Origin of the sequence: Lysobacter enzymogenes, assembly GCF_900106525.1 — a bacterium.
Lineage (GTDB): Bacteria > Pseudomonadota > Gammaproteobacteria > Xanthomonadales > Xanthomonadaceae > Lysobacter > Lysobacter enzymogenes.
In genome coordinates, this window is the sequence record NZ_FNOG01000007.1 from 66,820 (window position 1) to 79,240 (window position 12,421).

A 12,421-nucleotide genomic window follows, 5' to 3' on the forward strand; every position below is an offset into this window, starting at 1 on the left:
TCGGTACAGGCGTTCGCCGGGCCGGAACGGATCGGCGAGGAAGCGCTCGGCGTTGAGTTCGGCGCGGTTGCGATAGCCGTGGGCGACGCCGTGGCCGCCGATGTACAGCTCGCCGGCGCTGCCGGTCGGCATCGGCTGGCCGGCGGCGTCGAGCACGTAGACGCGGGTGTTGAGCAGCGGCCGGCCGATCGGCGGCGAAGCGCCGTTGCCGGCGGCCAGGGTGTCGGCGGTGATCTCCATCGCGGTCGACCACACCGTGGTTTCGGTCGGCCCGTACAGATTGGTCAGCCGCGCGGCCTTGCGCACCAGCTGCTGGGCCAGTTCCGGCTGCAAGGCTTCGCCGCCGATCAGCGCGTGCACGCGTTCCAGGCGCGCGTCCGAGTTGGCCAGCAGCATGCGCCACAGCGACGGGGTGGCCTGCATCGCATCGATGCGCTGTTCGTCGATCAGCCGCGCCAGCGCCAGCGGATTGCGCGCGACTTCGGCGGTGGTCAGCACCGCTGCGGCGCCGACGGTAAGCGGCAGGAACAGCTCCAGGCCGGCGATGTCGAAGGTGATCGTGGTCTGGGCGAGATAGCGCTGGCCCGGCTCGGGCCGCAGCTCGCGCTGCATCGCCTGGAGGAAATTCCAGAAGCCGCGCTGGCCGACTTCTACGCCCTTGGGCACGCCGGTGGAACCGGAGGTGTAGATCACGTAGGCCAGCTGCGCGCCGCCGACTTGCGGCAGCGGCGGCGCGGCTTCGGCGTCGTAGCGCTCGTCCTGGGCGTGGGCGAACAGCAGCGGCACGCCGCGGCCGGCGAACGCATCGGCGAAGGCCGGCGCGGTCAGCAGCAGGCTCGGCGCGGCGTCGTCCAGGGTCAGGGCGATGCGCTGCATCGGCGCTTCCGGATCCAGCGGCAGATAGGCCGCGCCGGCCTTCCACACCGCCAGCAGCGCGGCCGGCAGCACTTCGTCGCGCGGCAGCGCGATCGCGACCGTGTCGCCGGGGCGCACGCCGCGCGCGATCAGCCGGTGGGCCAGGCGGGTGCTGGATTCGTCGAGCTCGCGATAGCTCAATCGGGTGTCGCCGGCGATCACCGCCACCGCATCGGGCGTGCGCGCGGCCTGACGCTGGAACTGCGCCAGCGCGGTGCTGTCCTCCAGCGCTTCGTCGGTGGCGTTCCACTGGTTCAACAGGCGCTCGCGTTCTTCCTCGCCGAGCACGTCGATCGCGCCCAGGGCGATGTCGGGGCGTTCGAGCACCTGCTCGATCAGGCGCATCAGCCGGCGCTTGTGCTCGTCGAGTTCGGCGGCCGGGTACAAGGTGGGATTGGCGTCGAAGTCGAAGCTCAGGCCCTGGCCGTCGAGGCGGTCGAACACGAACACGGTCAGGTCTTCGGCGGTGCCGTTGTGCAGGTTGCGCGCGCTGCCGCGGTGGCCGAGGAAGTTGTTGTAGTCGTAAGGCTCGATGTTGATGCCGAGCCAGGCCATGTGCTGGTCCGGATTGACCAGGCCCAGGTCGCGGCGCAGTTCCTCGAAGCGGTACTGCTGATGGCGCAGCGCCGACTTGACCGTACGCGAGGTCTGCTGGAACAGCTCGCTCATGCTCATGTCCGCGCGCATCTGCAGGCGGATCGCAACCACGTTGGCGACCATGCCCGGGGTGCTGCGCAGCGCATGGCTGGAGCGGCCGGTGACCGGCATGCCGAACACCAGGTCGTGGGCGCCGCTGGCGCGGTGGTAATAGGCCGCGATCAGCGCGATCAGCACCTGCGGCAGGCTCACGCCGTTGTCGCGGGCGATTTCCACCAGACGCTCGCGCCCGGCCTCGGACACGCGGCCGCTGGCGCGGCGCAGGCCGCCGTTGTTGCGCACGCGACGGCGCGCCAGGGTCACCGCTTCGGGCAGGTCGGCGAGCTGCTCCAGCCAGTACTCGCGGTCGCGGCGGTAGCGGTCGGAATCGCGATAGGACGCTTCGGCCTCGATCAGCGAGGCCAGCGTGCCGTAGCCGCTCGGTTCGGGCTCGACGCCGTCGCGGTAGGCGCAATACAGCTCGTTGAGGCGCTTGGCCGCCATGCCGCCGCTGTAGCCGTCGTAGACGGTGTGGTGGGCGCGCTGGTACCAGCAGTACAGATCGTCGGCGTACTTGAAGATCGCGCCGACCCACAGCGGGTCGTGGGCCAGATCGACCGGACGGTTGATCTCGGCCTGCATCCAGCGTTCGGCGGCGGCGCGCGGATCGGGCTCGCCGCTGAAATCGATGTAGGGCGTCTCGAACTCGTAGCGCTCGCGCACGATCTGATAAGGCAGGCCGTTGTGCTCGACGATGCGCGCGCGCACGGCTTGCGCTTCGTCGGCGAATTGGCGCAGCGCGCGCTGGAACAGCGCCGGCTCGACCGGCCCGTGGATCTCCACCGCCTCGGCGATGTTCAAAGTCGCTTCGGCCGAGGCGAGCTTCTGTCCGACCCACAAGCCGCGCTGGGCGGTGGTGAGCGGCAGGCCGGATGCATGGAGTTCGTTCATGGCGCTTCCTTTGAACCGGCGCCGGGACGCGCGACGCCGCCGGCTGCCGGCGGACGCGCTGTCCGTCGGCGCGCCGTGACGAATGCGCGCGAGCCTGCGGCCGACTCGTTCTTACGAGTGGCCCCCTCTCCGTGTGTATAGCGAATTCGAAGTACAAACATGGCCGCAGCGCAGCGCGCCTGGGCGGGGCCTCTGTCCGTAGCCATCCGGCGCGAACGGCGGACGGTGGGCCTTAGTTCTTATCGGTACAGCAAAGGGGGGAAGGTCCGGGCGATGCCCGCGTTTCGGGCGCGGCGCGATCGCATCGGAAGGCGACGCTGCGCGGATGCGTTGTGCGCCGCCTTCGGAATCAATATCCCCGAGCGCTCAAGTCATGTCCATCAAGTGCGATGAGAGGCATATCACAAGTCGAGGATTTACGAACACGACGGTGAGAGGCTTATCACAAGACGGATATGTGAAGGTTTTCGGACAACGCACAAGCCATCGCCGATGCGTTCGACGGTTCGCGCGAAGTACGAAATTTCCCTGGAAAAATGCCGATTTCGCGCGCTATCGCAGACTCGCGTTCAATCACGCGAAAGTTGTGATCGTGTCCGATTCGTTTCCGCTCAACGCGAACGTGTTTTCATCGCGGGCAATAGATTGGTTCGCATGCGAATGTCGATCGCGGTCGCAAGCGGCGGTGAGGGTTGGTGAAAATTTATCCAATGCGGAAAACCGCAGCGGGGCCGATCGACGCGCTCGGCTCGGTGGCCGGACGCGGCGCAGATGACAGCTGGGCGACAGGCGCCTCCGGCCGCGCGCCGGGGCCGCGGATGGGTTACGATGAGAATCGTTCTCATTTGGAGCTGTCGCCATGACCCTCCTGTCGCCCACGGCCGTGGACGACGCCGGCGCGCGCGAAGCGGCCGCGGCGTCGGCGTTCCTGGCCCTGCCGCCGGATCCGGCGCTGGACGCCGCCGCGCGCCTGGTCGCGGTGTACGGCACCGGTGCGCTGCGGCTGGAGCGCATCGCCGCGGCCGCGGCGATCGACGAGGCCGGCCTGCGCGCGCGCTTCGGCTCGGATCGCCACCTGCGCACGGCGCTGGAGCAGCGCTTCGCCGACAGCTTCGTCGCGCGCGTGCGCGCGGCGATGGACCAGTGCCGCGACGGCGACTGGAGCGGCCGCCTGCGCGCCTGGGTGCGCACCGCGGTGACCGCCTACCTGGAGCAGGTGGCGCTGCACGACGCGCTGTTCCACGACGCCCACGGCAACGGCTACGACCGCCAGGCCTGGCAGGACAATCCGGTGATCGACCAGTTGGTCGAGCTGCTGGAAGGCGGCATCGCCGCGCGGGTGTGGGCAGCGCCGGATCCGCGCATGACCGCGGTGATCTTCTTCAGCGCCATGCACGGCGCGGTCGACCGCGCCATCGCCTGCGGCGACGCGCAGGCGCAGCCGGACGAGACCCGGCACCGCCTGGTCCAGACCCTGATCGGCCATTTCGAGCGCAACGTGCAGTGGTGGACGCGGTTCTGAGCCCGCGTCGCGACCGCCCGGCGCGCGCTCAGGCGGCGTCGGAGCGCAGCAGGCGCGCCACCGCCGCGCGCAAGTCGAGATCGATCGCGTCCCAGACCGCGTCGCCGCCGATCTCGCGCGCCTCGCGCAAGGCCTCCAGCGCCGCGTCGCGCCCGCCCAGGCGCAGTTGCGCCTGGCCGAGCAGCAACGCCGGCAATGCCGCGTGGCGTTGTTGGCCCCACTCGCGCGCCGCGCGCGCGGCGAGGGTGCAGCCGGGGTAATCGCCGAGCCGGTACAGCGCTTCGGCGGCGCCGGCGCTGAGCCAGTGGCGGATTTCGTCGTCGCCCAGGCCGATGTCGGCCAATGCGATCGCGCGGGCCCAATGCTTGGCCGCCTGGCGGTGTTCGCCGGCGGTCTGGTGGGCGATGGCCTGGTTGGCCAGATCGAGCACCCGCGACTCGAAGTCGTCGGGCGGGGCGTTCATATCCGTATGCATCGATGGGTTCCTATCCTGGAGCCGGTCTCAATGTGAACGAGCGTGCTTGCACATCCATGCGAAAAAGCGCTGCCCGCGCTGTTGCCAACGCGGTGCGGGACAAAAAGGGGTCACTGCAGGTGGAAGGGGCGTTCCTTCGGATCGACGTCGTGCGGACCGGCCTCGCGTTCGGGCCACAGCCGCGGCTGCCGCGGCAGCCGCGCGACGAAGCGCGCGCCGCCGAGCGAGGAGGGCTCGACGTGGATCGAGCCGCCGTGGCGGTCGACCACCTGGCGCACGATGCTCAGGCCCAGGCCGTAGCCGCCGGTGGCGCGGTCGCGGCTGCGGTCGAGGCGGTAGAAGGGTTCGAACACGCGCCGGCGGTCCTCGGCCGGGATGCCGACGCCGTCGTCCTCGACGATCAGCAGCCAGTCTTCGCCGGCTGGCTCGGCGGCGACGCGGATGGCGCTGTCGGCGTAGCGCACCGCGTTGCGCATCAGGTTGGAGAACGCGCGGCGCAGGCTGCGCGGCTCCACCGCCACCTCGTCGAGCTCGGGCGAGATCGCCCAGTCGATGCGGGTGGCGCGGCTGCGCAGCTCTTCGGCCGACACGCCGGTGGAAGAACGCAGGAAGCCTTCCAACTGCACCGGCTCCAGGCTCGGGCGCGGGCCGTTGCGTTCCAGCATGCCCAGGGTCAGCAGTTCGCCGACCAGCAGGTCGAGCTCTTCCACGTCGCAGCGCAGCGCGTGCACGCGGGCGCGCGCGACCCGGTCGTCGAGGGTGTCGGCGAGATTGGCCAGGCCGAACTCCAGCCGCGTGATCGGCGTGCGCAGCTCGTGCGAGGCGGCGTTGACCATGTCGCGCTGGGACTGGATCAGGCGGCCGATCTGGTCGGCCATGTTGTTGAAGTAGGCGGCCAACTGGCGGATCGAGGAGCCGCCGCGCAGGCGCGCGCGCGCGCCCAGGTCGCCGTCGCCGAACTGGGCGGCGGTCATCCGCAGCCGTTCCAGGTCGCGCCAGTGCGGCTGCAGCCACATCAGCAGGCCCAGCAGCACCATCGCGAACACGGTGAGGTAGGCGACGTAGCGGATCGGAAAATCGTTCTCGGTGTAGACGATCTGCACCGTCTCGCCGCCGGGCAGGCGCAGGAACAGGTGGTGGTGCTCGTTGCCGACGTGGTCGCTGGCGCTGCCCAGGCGGTCGAGTTCGCTGCGGGTGCGCTTGGGCAGCGCGGCCAGTTCCTGGGCGTTGATCCGGCTGTAGCGCTCGGGCGCGCGCTGGTTGAGTTCGCCCAGGCGCCGTTCCAGTTCGGCGCCGGCGGCCTCGCCCAGGCGTTCGCGCAGCAGGGTCAGCTCGCCGACGAACTCGTGCCGCACCGAGGCGGAGTACTGGTCCGGGAACAGGTAGGGGAACACCTGCTGCACCACCAGGATCGAGCACAGCAGCAGCCCGGCCACGGTGAGATACAGCCGGACCAGCATCGAGAGCATTCAGTCCTCCCAGGCGATCGGGCTGAACAGATAGCCCCGTCCCCACACGGTCTTGATCTTGCGCGGCTCGTGCGCGTCGTCGGCGAAGTGCCGGCGCAGGCGCGAGATGCTGACATCGACGGTGCGGTCGACGCCGTCGAAGCCGATGCCGCGCCAGCGCCGCAGCAGTTCGTCGCGGCTGAGCACGCGGCCGGCGGCCTGGGCCAGGATCACGAACAGGTTGTAGTCGGCGGTCTTCAGGTCGATCTCGTCGCCCTTCCAGCGCACTTGGCGCGCGGTGAGGTCGATCTGCAGGCCGCCGTAGCTCAGCACCGACGGCCCGGCCGCCTGCGGCTGGGCCTGGCTGCGGCGCAGCACCGCGCGCAGCCGCGCCAGCAGCAGGCGCGGCTCGACCGGCTTGAGCACGTAGTCGTCGGCGCCGACCTCCAGGCCGGTGACCTGGTCGAACAGGTCCGCGCGCGCGGTCAGCATCACGATCGGCAAGCTGGATTGCTTGCGGATCTGCCGGCACACGTCGAAACCGTCCATGCCGGGCAGCATCAAGTCGAGCACGATCACGTCGGGCGGATCGTTCTCGATCGCGGCCATTGCAAGGTCGCCGCGCAGCACCACCGAGGTTTGGAAGTCGTAGCGTTGCAAGTACTCGGAGATCAGCCCGGCCAGACGGGCGTCGTCCTCGATCAGCAGGACTTTATTCATGGCCACCTCATGCGAGCCGGCATGGTAGCGCCGGGGGGCGTGGGCCGTGGAGACGACACAAATAAACACATCTGCCGTTGAGGCTAGCGTCAGCCGGGTTTTCGTGTGTGAACATGGGTCTCCGAAGGAGGGACGCGATGCGCAGCGGGGCGAAGGATTCGATACCGCCGGAGCGCGGACGGTTGCAAGCCGGCCGGCGCGCGGCCGCTGAGCCGATGCTGCGCGCGGCCGTGGGCCGCGCGGCATGCGGGCGTCGGCGATGAGCGCGCCGGCCCGCCGCGACGGCATCGCGCGCGGCGTGGGCATCGCCGTCGCTGCCGCCTGGGTCGCCGGTTCGGCCTATGTCGCCTGGAGCCTGCACATGCCCGGCATCTGGGGCATTCCGCTGGCGGTCGCGCTGGCCTGCGCCGGCTGCCTGGTCCTGGCGCGGTGGCCGCGGGCGCTGGCGGCGCGCTGGTTGCGGGCGTGGCTGTGGACCGCGCTGTTCTGCTTCGCGCTGGTGCCGCCGGTGTACACGCTGATCGCCGACGCGGCCAACGCCTGGTGGCCCAACCGCTTCATGTGCGGCGACGGCGATCGGCTGGTGCGTTGCGGGATGATCGGGATGGAAGCCTTCGTCGTGCCCCTGGCGGTGTTCGCGACGGCCGTGGTGTACCGGCTCAGATGGCGCGACGAAGCGGTGGAGACCGCGGCGACCGCGCTTGCGCTGCTGATCGCGCTGATCTGGCTGGCGCTGGTGTCGTTCTGAGCGCGGCGGCGGATGAACAGGCAACTTGACGGTTGCATTTATCCGGCGCAGGCTGAAATGCACCCAGGAGGTTGCCTATGAACGCATCGACCGACCGCATCCAACGCCGCATCCTGCTCGAAGCCCCGCGCGCCAAGGTCTGGCGCGCGCTCGCCGACGCCGAGTCGTTCGGCGAATGGTTCGGGGTCCGGCTGCAGGGCCAGCGCTTCGCCCCGGGCGAGTCCGCGCAGGGCTACATCACCTATCCCGGCTACGAGCACCTGCTGATGACGGTGGTGGTGCAGGCGATGGAACCCGAGCGCCGGTTCTCGTTCCACTGGCATCCCTACGCGGTCGATCCGGACCGCGACTACTCGCACGAGCCGCCGACCTTGGTCGAGTTCCTGCTCGAAGACGGCGAGGGCGGCACTTGGCTCACCGTGACCGAGTCGGGCTTCGACCGGATCCCGGCCGAGCGCCGCGAGGAAGCGTTCCGGATGAACTCCGGCGGCTGGGACGAGCAGGTCAAAAACATCGCCGCCTATGTCGGCACCCGTTAAGCCGGCCAAGCCCGCCGCCGCGCTCAAGGCGCCGGCGCTGCGGCGCTCGGCGCGGGTGTTCGAGGCGCTGGGCGACGAAACCCGTTTGCGCCTGGTGGTGGCGCTGTGCGCCGGCGGCGCGCTGTCGATCGCCCAGCTCACCGCCGGCACCGACATCAGCCGTCAGGCGGTGACCAAGCACCTGCAGGTGCTGGCCGGCGTGGGGCTGGTGCGCGATCTCAAGGTCGGGCGCGAACGGTTGTGGCAGTTCGAACCGGCCGAGCTGGAGCAGGCCCGGCAATCGCTGCAGCGCATCGGCGAGCATTGGGATCAGGCGCTGCTGCGGCTGAAGGCGTTCGTCGAGACCTGAGCCGCGCCGCGCTCAACGGTCGGTAAGGTCCAGCGCCGGCCGCCGCTGCTCGCGGCAATAGCGCTCGTAAGCGGCGCGCTGGCTCTGCGCGGTCGCGCGCAGCCGCACCGTGCCGCCAGGGCCGAGGAATTCGACCGCGCCCATCACCACCACCAGCGCGATCATCGGTTCGGCGCCAACGATCTTCCACCAATCGACGTTGCCCGGCGGCTCATAGACGTAGTCGCCCGGGCCGATCAGCTCGCCGGTGCACAGCTGGCGGGTGCCGCTGAGGTTGTAGGCGTGGATCTCGCCGGTGTGGCGGTGCAGCGGCATGACCAGGCCCGGGTCCATGCGCAGCAGTTCGACGAAGCCGCGGTCGTCGGCGAAGAAGCGCAGCGGCTTGGAGTACTTGCCGGGCGTGTCGGCGGGAATCCACGGCAGGTCGGCGCTGGCGCCGATGCGCGCGGGCAGGTAGTCGTGCAGGGTGTCGAAACCGGAAGGCATGGCGGTCGCTCGCAGGATGGGCGCGCCGGCTCAGCCGGCGATCGCGTCGAAATAGCGCTGGAACGAGGCGTCGACCGCGGCGCGGCCGCCGCCGAGGATGTTGCGGCCCAGGCTGTAGCCGTAGACGTCCTCGAAGTCGTAGCCGGCAAGGCGCTCGCGCATCGCGCGCACGTCGGCCGGTTTCATCGGGATGTAGTTCGGATAGCTGTACATGAAGGTGGTGTGGCGGCGGTCGGACACCACTTGCAGCGCATCGCCGGGGAACAGCGCGTCGCCGCGCCCGCCGCCGCGGCGCCAGTGCAACGCGGTGCTGCCGGGGAAATGGCCGCCGCAGCGGATCAGGACCGCATCGTCGGACAGCCGCAGTTCGTCGCCGCTCCACCAGCGGATCGCCGGCGACGGCCGTTGCACCCAGTCGCGGTCGGCTTCGTGCAGATAGATCGGGACATCGCCGAGCGCGCGGCTCCACTCGACCATCGAGGCGTAGAAGTGCGGATGCGAGATCGCGATCAGGTCGACGCCGCCGAGTTCGCGCAGGGCTTGCACGGCCTCATCGGTAACCAGCGCCAGGGTTTCCCACAGCAGGTTGCCGGCGCCGGTGGGCAGGAACATCGCGCGCTGGTCGATGGCGAAGGCCGGGCTCATGCTCAGGCTGAGCACGCCGGCGTCGTCGTCGATGCGCAGGCGATGGCGCTGGGCCAGCGACTCCAGCGTGGTCCAGCGCTGGCCGTTCCAGCCGACGTACTGGCGCTCGTCCTCGCAGATCGGGCAATGCGGCGGCGGCGCGGCGGATTCGGCGAACTGGGTGCCGCAGGTTTCGCAGATCGGGAAGGGCATGGCGGGCCTCGCAGGGGAAGTCGGGTGCGGCCGTTGCTGTGGAAGGGACTTCGGTTGTTGTGGGAGGGGCTTCGGTTGTTGTGGGAGGGACTTCAGTCCCGGCGCTTTCCGGCCAGGTCTGCGGCGATCTGGCACAAGAGCGTCGGGCCTGAAGGCCCTCCCACAAGAGCGGGTTGCTCAGGGCTTAGCGCCGTGGCCGAACAACGCTTGTCGCTAGGCTTCGGTAAATCAGGGAAAAGTCGGGCGCCGCTGTTCGGTGTGAAGGACTTCGGTTGTTGTGGGAGGGACTTCAGTCCCGACGCTTTCCGGTCAGGTCTGCGGCGATCTGGCACAAGGGCGTCGGGCCTGAAGGCCCTCCCACAAAAGCGGGTTGCTTAGGCCTTCGCGCCCTGGCCGAACAAGGCCTGTCGCTCGGCTTCGGTGAAATTGGCCGGCTTCGCGTAGGGGTCTTCGACGCCGGCATACGCGCGCTGGGTCGCCGGCCGTTCGCGCATCCGCTCGAACCAGCGCTGCAGGTCGGGCGTGGCGGCCAGGTCGTGGCCGAGTCCCGCGTGCGGCAGCACCCACGGGTAGCAGGCGATGTCGACGATGGACAGCGCGTCGCCGACGATGAACTCGCGGCCGCCCAGGCGCCGGTCGAGCACGCCGTACAGGCGCGCGGCTTCGCGGGTGTAGCGCTCGATCGCGTACGGCACCGGCTCGGGCGCGTGGGCGCGGAAGTGCCCGGCCTGGCCGGCCATCGGGCCGAGCCCGGCCATCTGCCAGAACAGCCATTGCTCGGCCTCCAGTTGGTCGCGCTGCGCGCGCGGCCACAGCAGGCCGGTCTTGCGCGCCAGGTACAGCAAGATCGCGCCGGATTCGAACACCGGCAGCGGCGCGCCGCCGTCGGCGGGGGCGTGGTCGACGATCGCCGGGATCTTGTTGTTCGGCGAAATCGCCAGGAACGGCGCGGCGAACTGCTCGCCGGCCGACAGCCGCACCGGCACGATCCGGTGGGCGAGCCCGGTCTCTTCCAGGAACAGGCGCAGCTTCAGCCCGTTGGGGGTGGCGGCGTAGTGCAGGTCGATCATCTCGGCGGGTTCCGCAGCGGCAAAGGCCGCGCTCAGGAGCCCAGCTTAGGAGTAGGCTGGCGCCCCGATTGAGCCAAAACGGGTGGAATCGATGGAGCCAGTTTCCGGGCGCGACGTGTTCGAGTTCCCGCTGAGCCTGCCGGCGCGCGGCCACGGCCATCTGACCCACGAACTGCACCAGCAGCTGCGCGCGGCCATCCTCGACGGGCGCCTGGCGGCCGGCGCGACCCTGCCGGCCACGCGCCAGGCCGCGGCCGGGCTCGGCATCGCCCGCAACACCGTGGTCGCCGCCTACGACCTGCTGATCGCCGAGGGCTACGTCAGCCCGCGCCAGGGCGCCAAGGCGGTGGTCGCCGACGTCGCCGCGCGCCGCGACCGGCGCGCGCCGCAGCGGCTGCGCGCCGGGGTCGAGGACGAGCGCCTGAACCCGATGTGGCGCACCCCGTTCCTGCGCCCCGACCCGCCGCGCGAGCTGCCCGAGCGCTGCTTCCGCCTCGGCATTCCCGACCATCGCCATTTCCCCCACGCGCTGTGGCGGCGGCTGTCGGCGCAGTCGCTGCGGGCCTGGTCGCGCACCGGTTTCAGCTATCCGCCGTCGGAAGGCATCGCCGAGCTGCGCCACGCCATCGCCCAGCACGTCGCCTTCGCCCGCGCGGTGGCCTGCACCGGCGACGACGTGGTGGTGACCTCCGGCGCGCAGCAGGCCTTCGACCTGCTCGCGCGCTTGCTGGTGACGCCCGGCCAGACCCGGGTGGCGGTGGAAGAGCCCGGCTACCCGCCGGTGCGCGCGGCCTTCGCCGCCGCCGGCGCGCGGCTGGTGCCGATGGCGGTGGACGAGGAAGGCCTGTGCGTGGAACAGCTGCCCGACGACGTGCGCGTAATCAGCGTCACCCCGTCGCACCAATCGCCGACCGGCGTGGCGCTGTCGCTGCGCCGGCGCCGGGCCCTGCTCGATTTCGCCCGCCGCCGCGGCGCGTTGGTGATCGAAGACGACTACGACGGCGAGTTCCGCTTCGGCGGCCGCCCGCTCGACGCCTTGCAGACGCTCGACCGCGACGGCCTGGTGTTCTACATCGGCACCTTTTCCAAGAGCCTGTTCCCGTCGCTGCGCAAGGGCTTCATCGTCGCCCCGCGCTGGGCCCGCGACGCGCTGGTGACGGTCAAGCACTGCGCCGATTCGCACAGCGACACGGTCACCCAGTCGGTGCTGGCCGCCTTCATCCGCGACGGCCACCTGGCCCGGCACGTGCGGCGCATGCGCGCGGTCTACGCGCCGCGGCGCGCGGCGCTGCTGGCCGCGCTCGACGCCGAACTGGCGCCGTGGCTGCAGCCGATCCCGTGCGAAGCCGGCATGCATCTGGCCGCCAGCATCCGCGATCCGGAACTGGCGCCGGCGATCCTCGCGCGCCTGCCGCGGCATATGCCGGGCGCGCAGTCGATCGGCGAGTACGCGATGGCCGCGCCGGCGCAGCCTGCGATCACCTTCGGCTACGGCGTCATCGACGCCGAAGCGATCCGGCCGGCGACGCGCGCGTTCGCGCGCGCGTTGGCGCGCATGGGCTGAGCCGCGCCGATATCGCGACGGCCCCCTGTCGGAGCGGCGCGAGCCGCGACCGCGGGGTATCCGCTCGCGTCGAAAGTCGCGTCGTAGTTGTGTTGTCGCGGTCGCGGCTCGCGCCGCTCCTACAGGGGGCGATCGGGCCTGCGCCGCGAGCGCGGCGCAGG

At 70.6% G+C, this 12,421-nt stretch carries 11 protein-coding genes and 3 pseudogenes; 7 read left to right on the plus strand and 7 right to left on the minus strand.

Annotated elements, in window-relative coordinates:
• Positions 1-36: 36 nt before the first annotated feature.
• Positions 37-2,502: pseudogene (locus tag BLU84_RS28780) on the minus strand (amino acid adenylation domain-containing protein); the annotation flags it as partial.
• 859 nt (positions 2,503-3,361) lie between these two features.
• On the opposite strand from BLU84_RS28780, the gene BLU84_RS17660 reads away from it, so the two are divergent.
• Entirely contained in the window at positions 3,362-4,024 is a 663-nt protein-coding gene (locus BLU84_RS17660) for a TetR/AcrR family transcriptional regulator (protein WP_074870437.1), read from the plus strand.
• Positions 4,025-4,052: 28 nt separating this feature from the next.
• Here BLU84_RS17660 and BLU84_RS17665 read toward each other — a convergent pair whose 3' ends face one another.
• The 3 genes from BLU84_RS17665 to BLU84_RS17675 form a co-directional block, all read right to left on the minus strand.
• Positions 4,053-4,487 (minus strand): hypothetical protein, encoded by a 435-nt coding sequence (locus BLU84_RS17665; RefSeq protein WP_074870440.1) that lies wholly within the window; start codon positions 4,485-4,487, stop codon positions 4,053-4,055.
• A gap of 122 nt (positions 4,488-4,609) precedes the next feature.
• On the minus strand, positions 4,610-5,968 hold the full coding sequence (locus BLU84_RS17670; RefSeq protein ID WP_074870442.1) for an ATP-binding protein: 1,359 nt from the start codon (positions 5,966-5,968) through the stop codon (positions 4,610-4,612).
• Positions 5,969-6,667, minus strand: a complete 699-nt coding sequence (locus BLU84_RS17675; RefSeq protein ID WP_074870445.1) for a response regulator — start codon at positions 6,665-6,667, stop codon at positions 5,969-5,971.
• Between the two features lie 259 nt (positions 6,668-6,926).
• Between BLU84_RS17675 and BLU84_RS17680 the strand changes: the two genes are divergently transcribed.
• The 3 genes from BLU84_RS17680 to BLU84_RS17690 all read left to right on the plus strand — a co-directional run bounded on the left by BLU84_RS17680 (position 6,927) and on the right by BLU84_RS17690 (position 8,303).
• Positions 6,927-7,415, plus strand: a complete 489-nt coding sequence (locus BLU84_RS17680; protein WP_074870447.1) for a hypothetical protein — start codon at positions 6,927-6,929, stop codon at positions 7,413-7,415.
• Between the two features lie 77 nt (positions 7,416-7,492).
• On the plus strand, positions 7,493-7,954 hold the full coding sequence (locus tag BLU84_RS17685; RefSeq protein WP_074870450.1) for an SRPBCC family protein: 462 nt from the start codon (positions 7,493-7,495) through the stop codon (positions 7,952-7,954).
• Positions 7,938-8,303, plus strand: a complete 366-nt coding sequence (locus BLU84_RS17690; protein WP_074870452.1) for an ArsR/SmtB family transcription factor — start codon at positions 7,938-7,940, stop codon at positions 8,301-8,303. Before BLU84_RS17685 ends, BLU84_RS17690 begins: the two co-directional genes overlap by 17 nt.
• A gap of 12 nt (positions 8,304-8,315) precedes the next feature.
• Here BLU84_RS17690 and BLU84_RS17695 read toward each other — a convergent pair whose 3' ends face one another.
• Entirely contained in the window at positions 8,316-8,789 is a 474-nt protein-coding gene (locus tag BLU84_RS17695) for a cupin domain-containing protein (RefSeq protein ID WP_074870454.1), read from the minus strand.
• Positions 8,790-8,819: 30 nt separating this feature from the next.
• Positions 8,820-9,626: an MBL fold metallo-hydrolase gene (locus BLU84_RS17700; protein WP_074870456.1), complete on the minus strand. Its 807-nt coding sequence runs from the start codon at positions 9,624-9,626 to the stop codon at positions 8,820-8,822.
• Here BLU84_RS17700 and BLU84_RS28785 point away from each other — a divergent pair.
• Together BLU84_RS28785 and BLU84_RS28790 are read left to right on the plus strand one after the other, a co-directional pair.
• Positions 9,561-9,797: pseudogene (locus BLU84_RS28785) on the plus strand (DUF6053 domain-containing protein); the annotation flags it as partial. The gene BLU84_RS17700 and the pseudogene BLU84_RS28785 overlap by 66 nt on opposite strands.
• Before the next feature lie 104 nt (positions 9,798-9,901).
• Positions 9,902-9,994: pseudogene (locus tag BLU84_RS28790) on the plus strand (DUF6053 domain-containing protein); the annotation flags it as partial.
• A 6-nt stretch (positions 9,995-10,000) separates the two neighbouring features.
• Here BLU84_RS28790 and BLU84_RS17705 read toward each other — a convergent pair.
• Entirely contained in the window at positions 10,001-10,696 is a 696-nt protein-coding gene (locus BLU84_RS17705) for a glutathione binding-like protein (RefSeq protein ID WP_074870458.1), read from the minus strand.
• Between the two features lie 91 nt (positions 10,697-10,787).
• Here BLU84_RS17705 and pdxR point away from each other — a divergent pair, with 91 nt between their 5' ends.
• A complete protein-coding gene (pdxR, locus tag BLU84_RS17710) occupies positions 10,788-12,260 on the plus strand; it encodes a MocR-like pyridoxine biosynthesis transcription factor PdxR (RefSeq protein ID WP_074870460.1) in 1,473 nt (490 codons plus the stop codon).
• Positions 12,261-12,421 lie beyond the last annotated feature (161 nt).